This window comes from Escherichia sp. KCJ4928 (genome assembly GCF_004352695.1).
Taxonomy (GTDB): Bacteria; Pseudomonadota; Gammaproteobacteria; order Enterobacterales; family Enterobacteriaceae; genus ECMA0423.
In genome coordinates this window covers 33,852-55,730 of sequence record NZ_SJWV01000002.1, presented here as the reverse complement: position 1 = coordinate 55,730, position 21,879 = coordinate 33,852, and the positions used below count along the sequence as shown (strand labels likewise).

The window sequence follows — 21,879 nt, the reverse complement described above, 5'->3', positions numbered from 1 at the left end:
AACATCCTCGTGAGGACATCATTATGTCTGGAGACATCCTACAAACACCGGACGCACCAAAGCCACAGGGCGCGCTGGATAATTATTTTAAAATTACCGCTCGTGGCAGTACCGTTCGTCAGGAAGTACTGGCTGGCTTAACGACCTTTCTGGCCATGGTTTATTCCGTTATCGTCGTTCCGGGAATGCTGGGCAAAGCAGGTTTTCCTCCCGCAGCTGTGTTTGTTGCCACCTGTCTGGTCGCGGGCTTCGGCTCGTTGCTGATGGGGTTGTGGGCCAATTTGCCAATGGCGATTGGTTGTGCGATTTCCTTGACGGCATTTACCGCATTCAGTCTGGTACTCGGGCAACAAATTAGCGTTCCTGTCGCACTGGGCGCGGTCTTTCTGATGGGCGTCATCTTCACCGCTATTTCCGTAACCGGTGTGCGTACCTGGATCTTACGTAATTTACCGATGGGTATCGCTCACGGTACAGGTATCGGTATCGGCCTGTTTCTGCTGCTGATTGCTGCTAACGGTGTGGGTATGGTTATCAAAAACCCGATTGAAGGCTTGCCAGTGGCGCTCGGTGCGTTTACCTCCTTCCCGGTGATGATGAGCTTGCTGGGGCTGGCGGTCATCTTCGGTCTGGAGAAGTGCCGCGTACCCGGCGGGATCTTGTTGGTGATTATCGCAATTTCGATTATCGGCTTAATCTTTGACCCAGCGGTGAAATACCACGGTCTGGTGGCGATGCCAAGTCTGACTGGCGAAGATGGTAAGTCTCTGATTTTCAGCCTCGATATTATGGGCGCACTCCAGCCAACCGTACTTCCGAGTGTACTGGCATTGGTGATGACCGCAGTGTTCGACGCCACTGGCACCATCCGTGCCGTCGCCGGTCAGGCGAATTTGTTGGATAAAGACAACCAGATCATCAATGGCGGCAAAGCCCTGACCAGTGACTCAGTAAGTTCAATATTCTCCGGTCTGGTGGGCGCAGCGCCCGCAGCGGTTTATATCGAATCAGCGGCAGGAACCGCCGCCGGGGGTAAAACAGGGTTGACCGCAACCGTAGTGGGGGCGTTATTCCTGCTGATTCTGTTCTTATCACCGCTGTCATTTTTGATCCCTGGTTACGCCACTGCACCCGCTCTGATGTACGTGGGTTTGCTGATGTTAAGTAACGTCTCGAAGCTGGATTTCAACGATTTTATTGACGCAATGGCTGGCCTGGTGTGTGCCGTGTTCATCGTTCTGACTTGTAATATCGTTACCGGTATTATGCTGGGCTTTGTGACACTGGTCGTAGGCCGTGTCTTTGCTCGCGAATGGCAAAAGTTGAATATTGGTACGGTGATCATTACTGCCGCACTGGTCGCATTTTACGCGGGTGGTTGGGCAATCTAATAGATTCTCCGCGCCTTTCAGCGCGGAGATTTCTTTCACAGAGGATTCTCACCGCTGGCAACAATACGCTGCTGGCGGACTCGCCTGAGTTCTCTTTCAGTAAGCAACTGCAGCGCCTGTGTCGGGCAAGATTCAACACAGGCTGGCCCCTCTTCCCGCTGTTCACAGAGATCGCATTTCACAATTTGTTGTCGGGTATCCCCCGGCAACGACTGAATGGTGATCATTCCAAACGGGCACGCACTGACGCAACTCTGACAGCCAATACAACGGGCAGAATTGGTCTGCACCACCTGCTCGCCCATCGTCAGCGCCCCCACGGGGCAAGCGCCAACACAAGGGGCGTTTTCACACTGATGGCACATCACCGGCGCACTGATGCTGTCCAGTCGCTGTACCTTCAGCCGGGGTAAAAAGACATCGGCATTCAACTCCTGTTCTGAAGGGTGAGCGACCACACAGGCTACTTCACAAGTACGGCAGCCAATACAGTCAGCCGGATTAACGATAATTAACGATTTCATCACGATGCCTTCGTATCAAACAGAGTTAACATATCGCGCGCCGCCTGCCTTCCTGCGGCCATTGCAGTGACAACCAGATCCGCGCCATGAACTGCATCCCCACCAGCAAAGACTTTTTTCAGATGCGTCTGGGTAGGTAAATACCCGACGTCACCGGTTTGAATCAGGCCCCATTTATCGAGTTTAATTCCGCTGCCCTGCAACCACGGCATGGCATGCGCCTGGAAACCAAAGGCCATAATGAGAACATCGGCGGGCAATTCAAACTCTGAACCCGCAACCGCACGAGGACGACGGCGACCATCCGGCCCCGGCTCACCCATGGCGGTACGAATCAGGCCCACCGCAGTTAAACGCCCATCTTCGTCACAAGCGATATATTGCGGTTGAACATTGAACTGAAACTCGACACCTTCCTCGCGCGCATTAACCACCTCTTTGCGCGAGCCCGGCATACTGACTTCATCACGACGATACGCGCAGGTCACGCTGGCGGCATTGAGGCGGATGGAAGTCCGCAAACAATCCATTGTCGTATCGCCACCGCCCAATACCACGACTCGCTTACCTTCCACGTCCGTCAGCGGATACTCTTCAGACTCCGGCAATCCCATGAGCTGGCGGGTATGGGCAGTCAGGAACGGTAGAGCCTGAATGACACCGGGCGCATCTTCATGCGGCAGATCTGCTCGCATCATCCCGTAAGTCCCCACGCCGATGAAAACTGCATCATATTCAGAAGTTAAATCGCTAAAGGTAATATCGCGGCCAATTTCACAGTTGAGATGAAAGTCGATTCCCATTGCGGTGAATATCTCTCGCCGCTGGCTTAATACCGTTTTATCGAGTTTGAAAGGAGGAATGCCAAAAGTCAGCATACCGCCAATTTCTGGATGGCGATCAAAGACATCAACCTGAACTCCTGCGCGCGCCAGAATATCAGCACACCCTAACCCTGCTGGCCCAGCGCCAATCACCGCCACTTTTTCGCTACGGGGAACAACTTTGCTGACATCGGGACGCCAGCCCATCGCCAGCGCGGTATCGGTGATGTAGCGTTCCAGATTACCGATAGTGACTGCGCCAGAGTGATCTTTCAAAGTACATGCGCCTTCACAAAGACGGTCCTGTGGACATACCCTGCCGCAGATTTCTGGTAAGGAACTGGTCTGGTGGCAAAGTTCTGCCGCTTCAATAATCTTTCCCTCCTGTACCAAACGGATGTAATCCGGAATAGCGTTATGCAGCGGGCAATGCCAGTTGCAGTTAGCTTTTTCGGCACAATAAACACAGCGGTCACTCTCATAAGTCGCTTGCAGTGGATCCAGCCCGCAATAGATTTCGCCAAAGTGGTTTTTCCGTTCACTTGCTGAAATTTTATCTGCGCCTTTACGCGAGTTAACGGGGAGCAACGCTGCACTGCGAGATGGCTGAGCGACTGATGACGCTTTTCCTGCTGCCGTTTTGCGCTGGCGGGCCACCTTTATCTGCTGTAACCCTTTATCGTCCATCAGTCGTAACGCCTGTGTTGGGCAGACTTCAATACAGGCTTGCGTGCCAGAACTGCGCTGGTTACAAAGGTCGCATTTCTGCGCAATCGTATCGACCATCTCAACGACGCCAAAGGGGCAAGCGATTGCGCATCTTTTACAACCAATACATTTTTGCTCGTCCAGTTGTACGCTATCGGACTGGAAAGTCAGAGCATTAACCGGACAAGCCGTAACGCAAGGGGCATTGTTGCAGTGATGGCAGGCCACCGGATTCGCAGCCTGGCCTTTCCCTACAACGTGGATACGCGGTCTAAAGTCACTGTGACTCAGCGGCCAGTTTTCTTGATTGTGTGCCACCGCACAGGCAATTTCACAAGCATGACAGCCTATACATTCCGCAGCTTCAGCAGCGATAAACTTATTCATTTGCATCCCTTTCATTTAATGAGTTATGTCTTCTCAAATTTCGCGATGCAATAAACGGGCATATATTAGGTAGCATGACCGTTTTAATTATAATTTTGCGACTGAGTTCAAATTATTGCCCCTCAATCTATGCCGCTTTCATTATTTCAACATTGCCGATCAAAAGAGCGCTATCCAGATAAAAACGATTAAATGCGAGAGTGCGACATGCCAGAATGATTAATGAAATATCAATATGAGAAAATTACAGATAATTCCATTGTCAGGTTCTCTTGTCATTTTCGTGGTTTAAGCACGATTATGTGATTGCCTCCGCAATTCCTGTCTCTAACTCCCCTTCCTCGCAAAAACTGGCACTCCACGAGCATGTGTTTAGACAGTTTCATTAACGTAAACGGTTGCTTTTTACTCTGGCGGGCGAAAGGAGAAACACTGATGAGCGCCATAGATTCCCAACTTCCCTCATCTTCTGGGCAAGACCGCCCAACTGATGAGGTTGACCGCATATTATCACCAGGAAAGCTGATCATACTCGGTCTGCAACACGTCCTTGTCATGTACGCAGGTGCAGTCGCTGTTCCTCTTATGATTGGTGACCGACTGGGCCTCTCAAAAGAAGCTATTGCGATGCTCATTAGCTCGGATCTCTTTTGCTGCGGGATCGTCACATTATTGCAATGTATCGGTATCGGCCGCTTTATGGGGATCCGCCTGCCGGTGATTATGTCGGTGACCTTTGCTGCTGTAACACCAATGATAGCCATTGGGATGAACCCGGATATCGGCCTGCTGGGGATATTTGGTGCCACTATCGCCGCGGGTTTTATCACCACATTATTAGCGCCACTTATCGGTCGCTTGATGCCTTTATTCCCGCCACTGGTTACCGGTGTGGTTATTACTTCTATCGGACTTAGCATCATTCAGGTGGGTATTGACTGGGCCGCCGGAGGTAAAGGGAATCCGCAATATGGTAATCCCGTTTATTTAGGTATCTCCTTTGCTGTCTTAATTTTTATCTTGCTCATTACTCGCTATGCGAAAGGATTTATGTCCAACGTCGCCGTATTACTGGGGATTGTATTTGGCTTTTTACTTTCGTGGATGATGAATGAAGTCAATTTATCCGGGCTACATGATGCTTCATGGTTTGCGATTGTCACGCCGATGTCATTTGGTATGCCGATTTTCGATCCCGTTTCCATTCTGACCATGACTGCCGTGTTAATCATCGTGTTTATCGAGTCGATGGGGATGTTCCTGGCACTGGGTGAAATAGTCGGTCGTAAACTCTCTTCACACGATATTATTCGCGGGCTGCGTGTCGATGGCGTAGGGACAATGATAGGCGGAACGTTTAACAGCTTCCCCCACACGTCATTTTCACAAAACGTTGGCCTGGTTAGCGTGACGCGCGTTCATAGCCGCTGGGTGTGTATTTCTTCGGGAATTATATTAATCCTGTTTGGCATGGTGCCAAAAATGGCGGTGCTGGTCGCCTCCATTCCGCAATTTGTGCTGGGCGGTGCTGGGCTGGTGATGTTCGGCATGGTACTGGCGACAGGGATTCGAATTCTGTCGCGCTGTAACTACACCACCAACCGTTACAACCTCTATATTGTGGCGATCAGTCTCGGCGTTGGCATGACTCCGACGCTCTCTCACGATTTCTTTTCTAAGTTACCGGCCGTACTGCAACCGCTGCTACATAGCGGCATTATGCTCGCAACCCTTAGCGCCGTTGTGCTGAACGTCTTCTTTAATGGCTATCAGCATCATGCTGACCTGGTGAAGGAATCCGTCTCTGATAAAGATTTAAAAGTCAGGACAGTACGTATGTGGCTTCTGATGCGCAAGCTGAAGAAAAATGAGCATGGAGAATAATATGAATCTTTTAATGCGCGCTATATTCAGTCTGCTGTTGCTTTTTACTCTCTCTATTCCTGTCATTTCTGACTGTGTTGCAATGGCCATTGAAAGTCGCTTCAAATATATGATGCTACTTTTTTAAATGGTTTTTACCTGTCGGCATCCGCTCAAAACGGGCGGTTGTCGATAAACGCTCACTTGGTTAATCATTTCACTCTTCAATTATCTATAATGATGAGTGATCAGAATTACATGTGAGAAATTATGCAAACGGAACACGTCATTTTATTGAATGCACAGGGAGTTCCCACTGGTACGCTGGAAAAGTATGCCGCACACACGGCAGACACCCTCTTACATCTCGCGTTCTCCAGTTGGCTGTTTAATGCCAAGGGGCAATTATTAGTTACCCGCCGCGCACTGAGCAAAAAAGCGTGGCCTGGCGTGTGGACTAACTCGGTTTGTGGGCACCCACAACTGGGAGAAAGCAGCGAAGACGCGGTGATCCGCCGTTGCCGTTATGAGCTTGGCGTGGAAATTACGCCTCCTGAATCTATCTATCCTGACTTTCGCTACCGCGCCACCGATCCGAGTGGCATTGTGGAAAATGAAGTGTGTCCGGTATTTGCCGCACGCACCACCAGTGCGTTACAGATCAACGATGATGAAGTGATGGATTATCAATGGTGTGATTTAGCTGATGTATTACACGGTATTGATGCCACGCCGTGGGCGTTCAGTCCGTGGATGGTGATGCAGGCAGCCAATAGTGAAGCAAGAAAATTGTTGTCTACTTTCGCGCAGCACAATTAAAAAACCCCGACATTTGCCGGGGTTGTGAGCATAACGTAATGCTTATTTTACCGGACGCATCGCCGGGAACAGAATAACGTCGCGGATGGTATGGCTGTTGGTGAACAGCATTACCATACGGTCGATACCAATTCCCAGACCTGCTGTCGGCGGTAAGCCGTGTTCCAGTGCGGTGACGTAATCTTCGTCGTAGAACATCGCTTCGTCGTCACCTGCGTCTTTCGCGGCAACCTGATCCAGGAAGCGCTGCGCCTGATCTTCCGCGTCATTCAGCTCGCTAAAGCCGTTACCGATTTCACGACCACCAATGAAGAACTCAAAGCGGTCTGTGATTTCCGGGTTAACGTCGTTACGACGCGCCAGCGGAGAAACTTCTGCCGGATATTCAGTAATGAAGGTCGGCTGAATCAGATGTGCTTCTGCCACTTCTTCGAAGATCTCGGTAACGATACGGCCCAGACCCCAGCTCTTCTCAACGTGGATGCCGATAGATTCAGCAATCGCTTTTGCAGAGTCGAAGTTGTCCAGATCCGCCATGTCGGTTTCCGGGCGATATTTCTTGATCGCTTCACGCATGGTCAGTTTTTCGAACGGTTTACCGAAGTCCAGCGTCACGTCGCCGTAGGTCACTTCCGTCTTACCGAGAATATCCTGTGCCAGAGTACGGAACAGCGATTCGGTCAGCTCGATCAGATCTTTGTAATCTGCGTAAGCCATGTAGAGTTCCATCATGGTGAACTCTGGGTTATGACGTACGGAGATACCTTCGTTACGGAAGTTACGGTTGATTTCGAATACACGCTCGAAGCCACCGACCACCAGACGCTTGAGGTACAGTTCCGGCGCGATACGCAGGTACATGTCGAGATCCAGCGCGTTATGGTGGGTGATAAACGGACGCGCAGCGGCACCGCCAGGGATCACCTGCATCATCGGCGTTTCAACTTCCATAAAGCCGCGGTTCACCATGAACTGGCGAATACCAGAGAGGATCTGCGAGCGTACTTTAAAGGTGTTACGGGATTCATCGTTAGAGATGAGATCCAAATAACGCTGACGATAGCGCGCTTCCTGATCCTGCAAGCCGTGGAATTTATCCGGCAGCGGACGCAGTGCTTTGGTCAGCAGACGCAGCTCGGTGCAGTGGATAGACAGTTCGCCGGTTTTGGTTTTGAACAGTTTACCTTTCGCGCCGAGGATGTCGCCGAGGTCCCATTTTTTGAACTGCTCGTTGTAAACGCCTTCCGGCAGATCGTCACGGGCAACGTACAGCTGAATGCGGCCACCCACATCCTGCAGGGTAACGAAAGACGCTTTACCCATAATACGGCGGGTCATCATGCGGCCAGCAACGGCGACTTCGATGTTCAGCGCTTCCAGTTCTTCGTTCTCTTTACCGTCGAATTCTGCGTGCAATTGGTCAGAGGTATGATCGCGACGGAAATCGTTCGGGAAGGCAATCCCCTGCTCGCGCAGGTTCGCCAGCTTCTCACGACGCGTTTTCAGTTCATTGTTAAGATCGACTACCGCGTCAGCGCCCTGTGCGTGTTGTTCAGACATGTTGGTTCCTCATAACCCTGCTTTCAAACTTGCTTCGATAAATTGATCCAGGCTGCCGTCCAGCACGGCCTGCGTGTTGCGGGTTTCTACCCCGGTACGCAGATCTTTAATGCGGGAGTCATCAAGGACATAAGAACGAATCTGGCTGCCCCAGCCGATGTCGGATTTGTTATCTTCCATCGCCTGTTTCTCGGCATTTTTCTTCTGCATCTCCAGTTCATAAAGCTTCGCTTTCATCTGCTTCATGGCCTGGTCTTTGTTCTTGTGCTGGGAACGGTCGTTCTGGCATTGGGTCACGATCCCGGTTGGGATGTGGGTAATACGCACCGCAGATTCGGTACGGTTAACGTGCTGACCGCCCGCGCCGGACGCGCGATAAACGTCAATGCGCAGATCCGCCGGGTTGATTTCGATATCAATATCATCATCAACTTCCGGGTAAACAAACGCAGAGCTGAACGATGTGTGGCGACGACCGCCGGAGTCAAACGGGCTTTTACGCACCAGGCGGTGAACGCCAGTTTCTGTACGCAGCCAGCCGTAAGCGTAATCGCCGGAGATTTTGATCGTCACGGATTTAATACCCGCCACTTCACCTTCCGACTCTTCGATGATTTCAGTTTTGAAACCACGCGATTCAGCCCAGCGCAGATACATACGCTCAAGCATGCTCGCCCAGTCCTGTGCTTCCGTACCGCCAGACCCCGCCTGAATATCGAGGTAGCAGTCGGCGCTGTCATATTCGCCAGAGAACATACGGCGGAACTCAAGCTGCGCCAGTTTTTCTTCCAGGGCGTCGAGTTCAGCAACGGCTTCGTTAAAGGTTTCTTCGTCGTCAGCTTCTACAGCCAGTTCCAGCAGACCAGAAACATCTTCCAGCCCCTGTTTCATTTGGTCGAGGGTGTCGACAACGGCTTCGAGGGAGGAACGCTCTTTACCCAGCGCCTGTGCGCGTTCGGGTTCGTTCCAGACATCCGGCTGTTCCAGCTCGGCGTTTACTTCTTCCAGACGCTCTTTCTTGGCGTCGTAGTCAAAGATACCCCCTAAGAACGTCGGAGCGTTCCGTGAGGTCCTGAATGCGATTATTTACCGGATTAATTTCAAACATGGTCTGATTTCTTTTATTGAGCTAGTCAAAATGCGGTGATAAGAGCGGGATTGTACCCAATCCACGCTCTTTTTTATAGAGAAGATGACGCTAAATTGGCCAGATATTGTCGATGATAATTTGCAGGCTGCGGTTGCCGCGAAACTCGTTGATATCGAGCTTATAAGCCAGTTGCACTTCACGCACGCCGTTATCCGGCCAGAGGGCGGTATCGACATTAAAAGCAATACCATCCAGCAGTGGACCGCCGCCGACCGGTTCGACCATCACCTTCAAATGACGTTCGCCCACCAGCCGCTGTTGCAGCAGACGGAAATGACCGTCAAACAGCGGCTCCGGGAACATCTGCCCCCACGGGCCAGCATCGCGCAGCAACTGCGCCACTTCCATGGTCATTTCGGCCGGGCTTAACGGACCGTCTGACACCACTTCGCCTTGCAATAGCGAAGGGTCCAGCCACTCTGTAACCAGTTCGCCAAACCGTTGTTGAAAGAGTTCGAATTTATCCTCTTCCAGCGACAAACCCGCCGCCATCGCATGACCGCCAAACTTCAGCATCATGCCAGGGTAGAGTGTGTCTAATCGCTCCAGTGCATCACGCATATGCAGCCCCTGAATGGAGCGACCTGAACCTTTCAGCGTACCATCACCTGCTGGCGCAAAGGCGATAACCGGACGGTGAAAACGCTCTTTGATGCGCGAAGCCAGAATACCGACAACGCCCTGATGCCATTCGGGGTGGTACATTGCCAGCCCGCCGGGTAGCGTGTCGCGACTTCGCTCCAGTTTCTCGCACAGGGTCAGGGCTTCAACTTGCATTCCTTGTTCGATCTCTTTTCGCGTCTGGTTTAGCGCATCGAGTTCATTTGCCAGCACGCGCGCTTCGCCGATGTTGTCGCACAGCAACAGCGCCACACCGACGGACATATCGTCCAGTCGCCCGGCAGCATTGAGACGTGGCCCCAGCGCAAAACCTAAATCGCTGGCGGCGAGTTTTTGCGCATCGCGATTTGCCACTTCCAGCAGCGCTTTAATCCCCGGACGGCACTTTCCGGCACGGATGCGACTCATCCCCTGCCAGGTCAGAATGCGATTATTAGCGTCCAGCGGCACGACGTCCGCTACTGTCCCCAGCGCTACCAGATCCAGCAGTTCTGCCAGGTTAGGAATTGCGATGCCACGCTCATCAAACCAGCCCTGATCGCGCAAAAAGGTGCGCAGCGCCAGCATCAGATAAAACGCCACACCCACGCCTGCCAGTGATTTCGACGGGAAATTACAGTCGCGCAAGTTAGGGTTAATGATCGCTTCCGCCGCGGGTAATGTTTCGCCTGGCAAATGGTGATCGGTAACAATAACCGGAATGCCCAACGAGCGAGCGTGTTCAACCCCCGCATGGGAGGAAATACCGTTATCCACCGTGACAATTAACTGCGCGCCACGGGCATGGGCCTGATCGACCACTTCCGGGCTTAAGCCGTAACCGTCTTCGAAACGGTTTGGTACCAGGTAGTCGATATTGCTGCAACCAAGCGAGCGCATCGCCAGCACGCTTAGAGCCGTGCTGGTCGCGCCGTCGGCGTCAAAATCGCCGACCACAATAATCCGCGTTCCTTCGCGAAAAGCGTTGTAAAGGATCTCAACGGCCTTTTCGACGCCGCTCAGTTGCTGCCAGGGCAACATACCTTTAACACTGCGTTCCAGTTCTTGCGCACTGCGCACGCCCCGGCTGGCGTATAAACGGCGCAGCAAGGGAGGCAATTCAGCGGGCAAGTCTGCCGTTTCATCGACTTCACGGCGACGAAGTTGTATCTGTTGTTTCACGCGAATTATTTACCGCTGGTCATTTTTTGGTGTTCGTCGAGGAATTCTTTCATCTCTTTCGGCGGCTGGTAACCCGGAACAAGTGTGCCATTGCTCAGCACAACTGCCGGAGTACCGCTAACGCCAAGCTGGACGCCAAGTGCGTAATGGTCGGCAATATCCACGTCGCAGCTGGCTGGTGCGACGCTTTTACCTGCCATCACATCATCAAACGCTTTGTTTTTATCTTTCGCACACCAGATAGCTTTCATTTCTTTCTCTGCATCGCTGTCCAGCCCCTGGCGCGGGAAAGCAAGATAACGCACGGTGATCCCCAGCGCGTTATAGTCTGCCATTTGCTCATGCAGTTTGTGGCAGTAACCACAGGTAATATCAGTAAACACGGTGATGACGTGTTTTTCCTGCGGCGCTTTATAAACGATCATCTCTTTTTCAAGCGCATTCAACTGCTTTAACAGCATCTTATTGGTGACATTGACCGGAGCCGTGCCGCTAACGTCATACATTGGCCCCTGAATGATATGTTTACCATCATCGGTGATGTACAACACGCCGCTGTTAGTCAGAACTGTCTTCATGCCAGCTACGGGCGCGGGCTGAATATCGCTGCTTTTGATGCCCATTTTGGCTAACGTTTGTTGAATTGCCGCGTCATCAGCCTGAGCAAAACCTGAAAACGCCGCTAACAAAGTAAACAACATAAAACCTTTCTTCATAAATCTTCCCGTTCTTTTCAGACATCACGCCCGCGGGTGATGCTGTTGATGAAGTTGCCGCAGACGCTCGGTAGCGACATGCGTATAAATTTGCGTGGTGGAGAGGTCGCTGTGGCCCAGTAGCATCTGCACCACGCGTAAATCCGCACCATGATTTAATAAATGGGTGGCAAAAGCGTGACGCAATACATGCGGTGACAGCTTTTCGCTGTCGATACCCGCCAGCACAGCATAATGTTTAATGCGGTGCCAGAAGGTCTGTCGCGTCATCTGCTGCGCACGCTGGCTGGGAAACAACACGTCAATTGACACACCATTCAGCAGCCACGGACGCCCATGTTCCAGATAGGTTTCCAGCCAGTAAACCGCCTCTTCACCTAACGGTACCAGGCGCTCTTTGTTGCCTTTACCAATGACCCGCACTACGCCCTGACGCAGGCTGATATCACTCATTGTCAGTCCGACCAGTTCAGAGACACGCAGCCCGGTAGCATACAACACTTCAAGCATGGCTTTATCGCGTAGCTCCAGTGGCTGATCAATTAATGGTGCCTGTAATAAACGTTCGACCTGCGCTTCGCTTAAATCTTTTGGCAAACGCTGGGGCAATTTCGGTGAAGCGGGATGCGCACTGGGATCGTCTTCACGAAACTTTTCGCGATAAAGATACTGGAACAATCGGCGCACTGCACTCAGCAAACGCGCTGAGCTGGTGGCTTTATACCCGCCCTCCAGCCGTTCTGCCAGTAATGCCTGCAAATCGTCACTTTGCGCCGTCGCCAGCGTCAACCCGCGGTGATGCAACCACTCCACCATCATTGACAGATCGCGACGGTAAGCGTTCAACGTATTTTCAGCCAGATTTTTTTCCAGCCACAGAGCATCAAGAAACTGCTCGATGCGTGCCAGATCCTGTTTCACTTGCGCCCCTTATGGTCACTCATTTGATCCATTATGCCTTATTGTGCCGTGACTAAAGCGATTCTGATACACTAGCCGCAAAAGCCACAGCAGAATCGAGAAGCTTACGTTATGAATATGGGTCTTTTTTACGGTTCCAGCACCTGTTACACCGAAATGGCGGCAGAAAAAATCCGCGATATTATCGGCCCAGAACTGGTGACCTTACATAACCTCAAGGACGACTCCCCGAAATTAATGGAGCAGTACGATGTGCTCATTCTGGGTATCCCGACCTGGGATTTTGGTGAAATCCAGGAAGACTGGGAAGCCGTCTGGGATCAGCTCGACGACCTGAACCTTGAAGGTAAAATTGTTGCGCTGTATGGGCTTGGCGATCAACTGGGATACGGCGAGTGGTTCCTCGATGCGCTCGGTATGCTGCATGACAAACTCTCGACCAAAGGCGTGAAGTTCGTCGGCTACTGGCCAACGGAAGGATATGAATTTACCAGCCCGAAACCGGTGATTGCTGACGGGCAACTGTTCGTGGGTCTGGCGCTGGATGAAACTAACCAGTATGACCTTAGCGACGAGCGTATTCAGAGCTGGTGCGAGCAAATCCTCAACGAAATGGCAGAGCATTACGCCTGATCTCACTGACGGCTTAGCGCATATGCTTTGCCGTCATCTTTATCTTTGCGTCTCTTGTTGCAACAAAATCCGCCGTAAATCCCGCCATTCGGCTTCGTCCATGCTGTCGGCTGCCAGCCATAAATGTTGCCGTTTACCGCCATCAGAACGTAAACGCAGCATCATGCCGCTCTTAATCATCCACGGTGCTTTGACGATGCACCACTCCTGCCCTTGCCAACGCAAACGCCCGTCCATCAACAAGCGAATTTCCCCCTGGCGAGCATTAATACGCCGCTGGCTGCGAACGCAATCAAACACCACCAGCGAAAGTAACACCATCCATAACGGGGTGTAACTGAGTGGCCAGGGCATGAGTAAAATAACAGCGGCAACCAGCCCATGAATCAGCAAGGAAAGCCACTGTGCGCGCCAGGAGACGCGCAAATCAGATTGCCACAGGACCACGTTCCCGGTTCCGTGTCTGGATGAGTCGGACCATCATTTCCAGTTCTGCATCGGCCGGTTTACCGTGATTCATCAGCCAGTTAAACAGGTCCGGATCGTCACATTCCAGCAGACGAATAAAGATGCGTTTTTCGTCATCGCTTAAGCTGTCGTACTCATGTTCGAAAAACGGCATGATTGAAATATCGAGTTCGCGCATACCACGGCGGCATGCCCAATGAATGCGGGCTTTGTTGTTAATGTCCATCTTCTTCCTGTCTCACGAAAATCCAGTACCCGGCTATTGTAACGTGTTTTTCGCCTTCTTTTACGGGAATATCAGTAAACACCATCGCGATCGCGAAATTAATTCACAACAATTCAATGGCTTCATTTTTTTGGAAGTCGCCTCGCAGAAGGCACAGATCGCGTAGTGAAAGCACTTGCATTGCCTCATAGCTCTTTTACCATTAGTCATTAATACGCCGTTAAGCAACTCAGGACTCTATTATGGCTTTTACACCTTTTCCTCCCCGTCAGCCTACGGCTTCTGCCCGTTTACCGCTGACGCTGATGACGCTTGATGACTGGGCGCTTGCCACCATTACTGGCGCGGACAGCGAAAAATATATGCAGGGTCAGGTGACAGCAGATGTCAGCCAGATGGCAGAAGATCAGCACCTGCTCGCCGCCCATTGCGACGCCAAAGGTAAAATGTGGAGCAATTTACGTCTGTTCCGCGACGGCGATGGCTTTGCATGGATTGAACGGCGCAGCGTGCGTGAACCGCAGCTGACTGAACTGAAAAAATATGCGGTATTCTCTAAAGTGACCATCGCGCCAGACGACGAGCGTGTGCTGCTTGGTGTTGCCGGTTTTCAGGCGCGCGCCGCGCTGGCAAATCTCTTTAGCGAACTGCCTTCGAAAGAAAAACAGGTAGTCAAAGAAGGCGCGACCACTTTGCTATGGTTTGAACACCCGGCAGAACGTTTCCTGATCGTAACCGATGAAGCTACTGCTAATATGCTGACCGATAAACTGCGCGGTGAAGCGGAACTGAACAATAGCCAACAGTGGCTGGCATTAAACATTGAAGCGGGTTTCCCGGTGATTGATGCCGCCAACAGCGGGCAGTTTATCCCACAGGCGACCAATCTCCAGGCGCTGGGCGGTATCAGCTTTAAGAAAGGCTGTTATACCGGACAAGAGATGGTGGCGCGAGCAAAATTCCGTGGTGCCAATAAACGTGCGCTCTGGTTGCTGGCAGGTAGCGCCAGCCGACTGCCGGAAGCTGGTGAAGACTTAGAGCTGAAAATGGGCGAGAACTGGCGTCGTACCGGTACGGTGCTGGCTGCGGTAAAACTGGAAGATGGTCAGGTCGTGGTACAGGTCGTCATGAATAACGATATGGAACCGGACAGCATCTTCCGCGTACGCGACGATGCGAATACACTGCATATCGAGCCGCTGCCGTATTCGCTCGAAGAGTAAATCTCTGTATCGCATCAGGCATTTATCGCCTGATGCGACGCTGACGCGTCTTATCATGTCTGGGATTTGATGCCTTTATCACAACAGGGACGAGGCCCGTAGATCGGATAAGGCGTTCACGCCGCATCCGGCGGTTGCGCTCCGATGCCTGATGCGACGCTGGCGCGTCTTATCAGGCCTACAAAGGCATACCCATTACGCCTGCCCAATATACAAATAGATCGCCAGAAAGTGGCACACACTACCGCCGAGCACGAAGCCGTGCCAGATGGCATGGTTGTATGGAATGCGTTTGCAGACGTAGAAAATCACCCCGAGCGAATAAACCACGCCGCCTACCGCCAGTAAGGTAACGCTGCCCGCCGCGAGCTTAACTGCCATTTCATAAATTACCACCAGCGACAGCCAGCCCATCGCCAGATAGGTCACCAGAGATAAAATTTTGAATCGGTGCGCGATGGTCAGTTTAAACAGAATACCCAGCAATGCCAGGCTCCAGATAACAATCATCAACCCGCGCGCTAACGGAGAATCCAGCCCCACCAGCAAAAACGGCGTGTAGGTTCCGGCAATCAACAGGTAAATAGCGCAATGGTCAAATTTCTTCAGCCACATTTTTGCCCGTTGATGAGGAATGGCGTGATAGAGCGTCGAAGCGAGGAACAGCAGGATCATACTGCCGCCATAGAGGCTGTAACTGGTTATCGCTGTGGCGCTGGCATTGAGATCCACCGCCTGAACCAGTAGCAACACCAGCCCAACGATACCAAACACCAACCCAATGCCGTGACTGACGCTGTTGGCAATTTCCTCTGCCAGCGAATATCCCTGCTTAATGAGGGGCTTCTGAACCATAACTTACTCCGGAGAAACGTACACGCACATGTATACCTCTCCAGCGTAACTGAGAATAGTTCCAGTGAACACCTGTTAGCTAAAATAAATTCTGATTTGAGACTAATCTCCTAAAAATCATGAAATTAAATGCGAAATTTCAACTAACAGGCGTGAGTTCAATTTAAAGACATTTAAATTCAATCACATAAAACTGTGTCTGACCGGGATAGATGTCGGCAATGACCTTTATCAGTTCAGTCAGGGTCATATTTTCCTGCTCTGCATGTTTTTCCGTCAGCGTATCCAGCGTTACGGTTGAGGTTGCGGTGACTTCAATCGTGCAAAAATAACCGTCATCTTCAAAACGCCCGACACGAAGCACATCACCCGTTTTGAAGTGCGATTCAGACTCGTCGCGGATGGTGATGGTTTTACGCCCAGCCAGAATGTCATCCTGGAAACGTTGAAAAAAAGTGATGTCGTTTGGCTGCATGGTACTATTTCCTGTAAGAATTGACTCATCTGGAGCCTATGATAGTGAAAAAACTCACCTTACCGAAAGATTTCTTATGGGGCGGCGCAGTTGCCGCTCATCAGGTCGAAGGCGGCTGGAACAAAGGCGGCAAAGGGCCGAGCATTTGTGACGTTCTGACCGGTGGCGCACACGGCGTGCCGCGCGAAATCACCAAAGAAGTCTTGCCAGGCAAATACTATCCAAACCATGAAGCCGTTGATTTTTATGGTCACTACAAGGAAGACATCAAGCTATTTGCCGAAATGGGCTTCAAATGTTTTCGGACTTCCATCGCCTGGACGCGTATTTTTCCAAAAGGTGATGAAGCTCAGCCAAACGAAGAAGGGCTGAAGTTCTACGATGATATGTTCGATGAACTGCTGAAATACAACATCGAACCGGTGATCACCCTCTCCCACTTTGAAATGCCGCTGCATCTGGTGCAGCAATACGGTAGCTGGACCAACCGTAAAGTGGTTGATTTCTTTGTCCGTTTCGCGGAAGTGGTGTTTGAACGCTATAAGCATAAAGTCAAATACTGGATGACCTTCAACGAAATTAACAACCAGCGTAACTGGCGTGCACCGCTGTTCGGTTACTGCTGCTCCGGCGTGGTTTATACCGAGCATGACAACCCGGAAGAGACGATGTACCAGGTGCTGCATCACCAGTTTGTCGCCAGCGCCCTGGCGGTGAAAGCTGCGCGTCGCATTAACCCGGAGATGAAAGTCGGCTGTATGCTGGCGATGGTGCCGCTCTATCCCTACTGCTGTAACCCGGACGATGTGATGTTCGCTCAGGAGTCGATGCGCGAACGCTACGTCTTTACCGATGTGCAGCTACGCGGCTATTACCCGTCCTATGTGTTGAACGAGTGGGAGCGTCGCGGATTTAACATCAAAATGGAAGACGGCGATCTCGATGTACTGCGTGAAGGCACCTGCGATTATCTTGGTTTCAGCTATTACATGACCAACGCAGTGAAGGCCGAAGGCGGCACCGGCGATGCGATCTCTGGTTTCGAAGGCAGCGTACCGAACCCGTATGTTAAAGCGTCTGACTGGGGCTGGCAGATTGATCCAGTAGGTCTGCGCTATGCCCTTTGCGAACTGTATGAGCGTTATCAGAGGCCGCTGTTTATTGTCGAAAACGGTTTTGGCGCTTACGACAAAGTGGAAGAAGATGGCAGCATCAACGACGACTACCGCATTGACTACCTGCGCGCCCATATCGAAGAGATGAAAAAAGCGGTGACTTACGATGGCGTGGATCTGATGGGCTACACACCGTGGGGCTGCATCGACTGCGTATCGTTCACCACCGGGCAGTACAGCAAACGCTACGGCTTTATCTATGTGAATAAACATGACGACGGTGCTGGCGATATGTCGCGTTCACGTAAGAAGAGCTTTAACTGGTACCAAGAGGTGATTGCCAGCAACGGCGAGAAGCTTTAAGTCGATGAAGTACCGGATGCAATACTTGTTGCATCCGGTCAGACAACTTCCCTGTTTTATTTCCCGCCCGCCAAATCGATAAAACTTCCCGTGACGTAAGAGGCTTTATCACTTAGTAGCCAGACAATGGCCTGCGCGACCTCTTCTGCCTGTCCACCACGCTGCATGGGGATGTTCGACTTAACGCGATCGACGCGTCCAGGCTCGCCGCCGCTGGCGTGCATTTCGGTATAAATAAACCCTGGCCGCACGCAGTTAACGCGGATCCCCTGCGCGGCGACTTCCAGCGATAGTCCGGTGGTTAACGTATCAATCGCCCCTTTCGATGCCGCGTAATCAACATATTCCCCTGGCGAACCCAACCGTGAGGCCACCGAAGAGACATTGACGATAGCGCCGCCACTGCCACCATTTTTAAGCGCCATGCGTTTTACCGCCTCGCGGCAGCAGAGAAAATATCCCGTCACGTTGGTGGAAAGTACTCGGTTGATTCGCTCTGCGGTAAGGTTTTCAACGGTGCACTGGGTAAACAAGATCCCGGCGTTATTGACCAGCGCTGCTAGCGGTTCATCGTGCTGATCGATTGCTGTAAACATCGCAACGACCTGGTTTTCGTCGCTGATATCCGCCTGGAGCACGAATGCTTTGCCACCGGCTTGCGTTATTAAGTTCATCACTTCCTGCGCCGCGTGGAGGTTTTGCTGATAATTAACCGCCACCGTATACCCTTCTTGCGCCAACAGTAATGCAGTTGCCCGCCCGATGCCGCGACTGCCACCGGTCACAAGTGCTATAGCCATTTGTTTTTCCGAGAAAAATTAATTCGTTGACGTATCTTTGAGATTGCTAACAAACTGGCTCAATCTTCAATGTTGGCACGCTTTTCCCCTCGCCCTTTCAGGGAGAGGGCCGGGGTGAGGGGACTGTCTGAGCGCTTTTGTACTTTGTCATCTGACTAAAAAGGCGCCGAAGCGCCTTTAGAAGATAGTCGAATCAGTGAATTACTGGTATTCGCTAATCGGTACGCAGGAGCAGAACAGGTTACGGTCGCCGTAAACATCATCCAGACGTTTCACCGTCGGCCAGTATTTGTCTGCCACACCTGCCGGGAATACTGCAACTTCACGGCTGTACGGATGCGCCCACTCGGCGACCAGTTCGTTCTGAATGTGCGGCGCGTTCACCAGCGGGTTATCTTCCAGCGGCCAGACACCGGCTTTAACCTGGTCGATTTCTGCGCGGATAGCCAGCATCGCGTCGATAAAGCGATCCAGTTCCACTTTGCTTTCAGATTCAGTCGGTTCAACCATCAGCGTACCCGCCACCGGGAACGACATGGTCGGCGCGTGGAAACCGTAGTCGATCAGGCGCTTGGCAATATCCAGCTCGCTGATGCCGGTTTCTTCTTTCAGCGGGCGAATATCGAGAATACATTCGTGCGCCACGCGACCGTCGCGACCGGTATACAGCACCGGGAAGGCATCCTGCAGGCGGCTGGCAATATAGTTGGCGTTGAGGATTGCCACCTGGCTTGCTTTTTTCAGCCCTTCTGCGCCCATCATGCGGATGTACATCCAGCTGATTGGCAGGATAGAGGCGCTACCGAACGGTGCCGCAGAAACTGCGCCCTGACGGGTTAACATGCCTTCGATTTGCACCACGCTATGACCCGGTACAAACGGTGCCAGATGCGCTTTCACACCGATCGGTCCCATACCCGGACCACCACCGCCGTGCGGAATGCAGAAAGTTTTATGCAGGTTGAGGTGCGAAACGTCCGCGCCAATAAAGCCCGGCGAGGTGATGCCAACCTGGGCGTTCATGTTCGCGCCATCAAGGTAAACCTGACCGCCGAACTGATGCACGACTTCACACACTTCACGGATCGTTTCTTCATACACGCCGTGGGTAGAAGGATAAGTCACCATGATACAGGAGAGGTTATCGCCCGCCTGTTCCGCTTTCGCGCGCAGATCAGTCAGATCGATGTTGCCGTTTTTATCACACGCCACAACCACCACCTGCATTCCTGCCATATGTGCAGAAGCGGGGTTAGTTCCGTGCGCAGAAGCCGGGATCAGGCAGATATCGCGATGCCCTTCGTTGCGGCTTTCATGATAATGACGAATCGCCAGCAGGCCCGCGTATTCGCCCTGTGCGCCGGAGTTCGGCTGCATACAAACGGCGTCGTAACCGGTCAGTTTCACCAGCCAGTCAGCCAGCTGCGCAATCATCTGCTGATAACCTTCAGCCTGTTCCGGCGGACAAAACGGGTGCAGTTCGGCAAATTCCGGCCAGGTGATTGGGATCATCTCGGCGGCGGCGTTCAGTTTCATGGTGCAGGAACCCAGCGGGATCATCGCCTGATTCAGCGCCAGATCTTTACGCTCCAGCGAGTGCATATAGCGCATCATTTCGGTTTCGCTGTGGTAGCGATTAAACACCGGATGGGTGAGGATTTCGTCGTCGCGCAGCATCGCAGGCTGGATAGAGCGGCTGTCGTGAGCCACGTCTTTGTCCAGCGTGTCGATGTCCAGGCCGTGGTTATCGCCCAGCAGCACGTTGAAAAGCTGCATTACGTTTTCACGCGTGGTTGTTTCATCAAGGGTGATCCCAACCGCGTTCAGAATATCGCTACGCAGGTTGATTTCAGCCGCTTCGGCACGCGTCAGTACGCCCGCTTTGTCGGCCACTTCCACACACAAGGTGTCGAAATAGTGCGCATGGCGCAGTTTCAGACCTTTTTGTTGCAGGCCCGCCGCCAGGATATCGGTCAGACGGTGAATGCGGTTAGCGATACGTTTCAGGCCAATCGGGCCGTGATAAACGGCATACAGGCTGGCGATGTTTGCCAGCAGCACCTGGGAAGTACAAATGTTGGAGTTCGCTTTCTCACGGCGAATATGTTGCTCGCGAGTCTGCATCGCCATGCGCAGCGCGGTATTGCCAGCTGCATCTTTCGATACACCGATAATACGGCCCGGCATTGAGCGTTTGTATTCATCTTTCGCCGCAAAGAAGGCCGCGTGTGGGCCACCGTAGCCCATCGGCACGCCGAAGCGTTGCGCCGAACCAAAAACAATATCCGCGCCCTGTTTACCCGGCGCAGTTAACAGCACCAGCGCCATAATATCGGCGGCGACACTGACCACAATTTTGCGTGATTTCAGTTCGCTAATAAGCGCGGTGTAGTCGTGGATTTCACCGGTTGTGCCAACCTGCTGTAACAGCACGCCGAAGACGTCCTGATGGTCGAGCACTTTTTGCGCGTCATCGACAATCACTTCAAAACCAAAGGTTTCGGCACGAGTACGGACCACATCCAGCGTTTGCGGATGCACATCGGAAGCCACGAAGAAGCGGTTGGCATTTTTCAGTTTGCTGACGCGTTTCGCCATCGCCATTGCTTCGGCGGCAGCGGTGGCCTCGTCCAGAAGAGAAGCAGAGGCCATATCCAGTCCAGTCAAATCCAGCGTTACCTGCTGGAAGTTGAGCAGTGCTTCAAGGCGGCCCTGGGAGACTTCAGGTTGATACGGAGTGTACGCGGTATACCAGCCCGGATTTTCCAGCATGTTACGCAGGATAACCGGCGGTAGCTGCACGGCGGTGTAACCCATGCCGATGTAAGACGTGAAGCGTTTATTGCGACTGGCAATAGCCTTGAGTTCTGCCAGTGCGGCGTATTCGGTCGCCGGTGCGCCAACCTGCGGCGGGGTCGCAAGCTGAATATCTTTCGGCACAATCTGGCCGGTCAGCGCGTTTAACGATTGTGCACCAACGGCATTCAGCATTTCTTGCTGTTGCGCGGCGTCCGGTCCGATATGGCGTTCAATAAAAGCGCCGCTGTTTTCAAGCTGGCTTAACGTCTGTGTCATG

Annotated in this window: 21 protein-coding genes; 7 read left to right on the top strand and 14 right to left on the bottom strand. The window is 52.2% G+C overall.

Annotation, left to right across the window (positions count from 1 at the left end):
• Positions 1-23 precede the first annotated feature (23 nt).
• Complete coding sequence (gene ghxQ, locus E0D98_RS00815; RefSeq protein WP_000012163.1) at positions 24-1,391, top strand: guanine/hypoxanthine transporter GhxQ; 1,368 nt, start codon at positions 24-26, stop codon at positions 1,389-1,391.
• 35 nt (positions 1,392-1,426) lie between these two features.
• Here the strand turns inward: ghxQ and E0D98_RS00810 are convergent, their stop codons facing one another.
• A complete protein-coding gene (locus E0D98_RS00810) occupies positions 1,427-1,915 on the bottom strand; it encodes a 4Fe-4S dicluster domain-containing protein (RefSeq protein ID WP_000838428.1) in 489 nt (162 codons plus the stop codon).
• Positions 1,915-3,834, bottom strand: a complete 1,920-nt coding sequence (ygfT, locus tag E0D98_RS00805) for a formate-dependent uric acid utilization protein YgfT (RefSeq protein WP_001378370.1) — start codon at positions 3,832-3,834, stop codon at positions 1,915-1,917. The genes E0D98_RS00810 and ygfT overlap by 1 nt, the downstream gene beginning before the upstream one ends.
• A 435-nt stretch (positions 3,835-4,269) precedes the next feature.
• On the opposite strand from ygfT, the gene uacT reads away from it, so the two are divergent.
• Both uacT and yqfG read left to right on the top strand, forming a co-directional pair.
• Positions 4,270-5,718: a urate/proton symporter UacT gene (gene uacT / locus E0D98_RS00800; protein WP_001295374.1), complete on the top strand. Its 1,449-nt coding sequence runs from the start codon at positions 4,270-4,272 to the stop codon at positions 5,716-5,718.
• A 1-nt stretch (position 5,719) separates the two neighbouring features.
• Positions 5,720-5,845: a protein YqfG gene (gene yqfG, locus E0D98_RS00795; RefSeq protein ID WP_001050745.1), complete on the top strand. Its 126-nt coding sequence runs from the start codon at positions 5,720-5,722 to the stop codon at positions 5,843-5,845.
• Here the strand turns inward: yqfG and E0D98_RS00790 are convergent.
• Positions 5,842-5,913 carry a protein YqfH gene (locus E0D98_RS00790; protein WP_120795390.1) on the bottom strand — a complete coding sequence of 24 codons (72 nt, stop codon included), beginning with the start codon at positions 5,911-5,913 and terminating at the stop codon, positions 5,842-5,844. The two genes, yqfG and E0D98_RS00790, sit on opposite strands and share 4 nt — an antisense overlap.
• Positions 5,914-5,967: 54 nt before the next feature.
• Here E0D98_RS00790 and idi point away from each other — a divergent pair, with 54 nt between their 5' ends.
• On the top strand, positions 5,968-6,516 hold the full coding sequence (gene idi / locus E0D98_RS00785) for an isopentenyl-diphosphate Delta-isomerase (RefSeq protein ID WP_001192803.1): 549 nt from the start codon (positions 5,968-5,970) through the stop codon (positions 6,514-6,516).
• A 42-nt stretch (positions 6,517-6,558) separates the two neighbouring features.
• Here the strand turns inward: idi and lysS are convergent, their stop codons facing one another.
• The 5 genes from lysS to xerD all read right to left on the bottom strand — a co-directional run bounded on the left by lysS (position 6,559) and on the right by xerD (position 12,645).
• The gene (lysS, locus tag E0D98_RS00780) at positions 6,559-8,076 is read right to left on the bottom strand and encodes a lysine--tRNA ligase (protein WP_000003071.1); all 1,518 of its coding nucleotides are present in this window, start codon (positions 8,074-8,076) and stop codon (positions 6,559-6,561) included.
• 9 nt (positions 8,077-8,085) lie between these two features.
• Positions 8,086-9,184 (bottom strand): peptide chain release factor 2 gene (gene prfB / locus E0D98_RS00775; RefSeq protein ID WP_001701073.1). Its coding sequence is split into 2 segments (ribosomal slippage): positions 8,086-9,108 and positions 9,110-9,184, totalling 1,098 coding nucleotides; the frame shifts between segments, so codons are not numbered across the junction.
• A gap of 90 nt (positions 9,185-9,274) precedes the next feature.
• Positions 9,275-11,008 (bottom strand): single-stranded-DNA-specific exonuclease RecJ, encoded by a 1,734-nt coding sequence (gene recJ, locus E0D98_RS00770; protein WP_000813215.1) that lies wholly within the window; start codon positions 11,006-11,008, stop codon positions 9,275-9,277.
• A gap of 5 nt (positions 11,009-11,013) precedes the next feature.
• Positions 11,014-11,724 carry a bifunctional protein-disulfide isomerase/oxidoreductase DsbC gene (dsbC, locus tag E0D98_RS00765; protein ID WP_000715214.1) on the bottom strand — a complete coding sequence of 237 codons (711 nt, stop codon included), beginning with the start codon at positions 11,722-11,724 and terminating at the stop codon, positions 11,014-11,016.
• A gap of 24 nt (positions 11,725-11,748) precedes the next feature.
• Positions 11,749-12,645, bottom strand: a complete 897-nt coding sequence (xerD, locus tag E0D98_RS00760) for a site-specific tyrosine recombinase XerD (protein WP_047086491.1) — start codon at positions 12,643-12,645, stop codon at positions 11,749-11,751.
• Between the two features lie 111 nt (positions 12,646-12,756).
• On the opposite strand from xerD, the gene fldB reads away from it, so the two are divergent.
• The gene (gene fldB, locus E0D98_RS00755; RefSeq protein ID WP_001055874.1) at positions 12,757-13,278 is read left to right on the top strand and encodes a flavodoxin FldB; all 522 of its coding nucleotides are present in this window, start codon (positions 12,757-12,759) and stop codon (positions 13,276-13,278) included.
• A 39-nt stretch (positions 13,279-13,317) separates the two neighbouring features.
• Here fldB and E0D98_RS00750 read toward each other — a convergent pair whose 3' ends face one another.
• Together E0D98_RS00750 and sdhE are read right to left on the bottom strand one after the other, a co-directional pair.
• On the bottom strand, positions 13,318-13,725 hold the full coding sequence (locus tag E0D98_RS00750) for a protein YgfX (protein ID WP_000244772.1): 408 nt from the start codon (positions 13,723-13,725) through the stop codon (positions 13,318-13,320).
• Entirely contained in the window at positions 13,706-13,972 is a 267-nt protein-coding gene (gene sdhE, locus E0D98_RS00745) for an FAD assembly factor SdhE (protein ID WP_000354046.1), read from the bottom strand. The genes E0D98_RS00750 and sdhE overlap by 20 nt, the downstream gene beginning before the upstream one ends.
• A gap of 242 nt (positions 13,973-14,214) precedes the next feature.
• Between sdhE and ygfZ the strand changes: the two genes are divergently transcribed.
• The gene (ygfZ, locus tag E0D98_RS00740; RefSeq protein WP_000886062.1) at positions 14,215-15,195 is read left to right on the top strand and encodes a tRNA-modifying protein YgfZ; all 981 of its coding nucleotides are present in this window, start codon (positions 14,215-14,217) and stop codon (positions 15,193-15,195) included.
• A gap of 195 nt (positions 15,196-15,390) precedes the next feature.
• Here ygfZ and E0D98_RS00735 read toward each other — a convergent pair whose 3' ends face one another.
• A complete protein-coding gene (locus E0D98_RS00735) occupies positions 15,391-16,050 on the bottom strand; it encodes a hemolysin III family protein (protein ID WP_000250274.1) in 660 nt (219 codons plus the stop codon).
• 163 nt (positions 16,051-16,213) lie between these two features.
• Positions 16,214-16,525: a N(4)-acetylcytidine aminohydrolase gene (yqfB, locus tag E0D98_RS00730; RefSeq protein ID WP_001182954.1), complete on the bottom strand. Its 312-nt coding sequence runs from the start codon at positions 16,523-16,525 to the stop codon at positions 16,214-16,216.
• A gap of 44 nt (positions 16,526-16,569) precedes the next feature.
• Here yqfB and bglA point away from each other — a divergent pair, with 44 nt between their 5' ends.
• Positions 16,570-18,003 (top strand): 6-phospho-beta-glucosidase BglA, encoded by a 1,434-nt coding sequence (gene bglA / locus E0D98_RS00725; protein WP_001307385.1) that lies wholly within the window; start codon positions 16,570-16,572, stop codon positions 18,001-18,003.
• 56 nt (positions 18,004-18,059) lie between these two features.
• Here bglA and E0D98_RS00720 read toward each other — a convergent pair whose 3' ends face one another.
• Positions 18,060-18,803 carry an SDR family oxidoreductase gene (locus E0D98_RS00720; RefSeq protein WP_000951964.1) on the bottom strand — a complete coding sequence of 248 codons (744 nt, stop codon included), beginning with the start codon at positions 18,801-18,803 and terminating at the stop codon, positions 18,060-18,062.
• Positions 18,804-19,004: 201 nt separating this feature from the next.
• Entirely contained in the window at positions 19,005-21,878 is a 2,874-nt protein-coding gene (gene gcvP / locus E0D98_RS00715; protein WP_000195023.1) for an aminomethyl-transferring glycine dehydrogenase, read from the bottom strand.
• Between the last annotated feature and the right edge of the window lies 1 nt (position 21,879).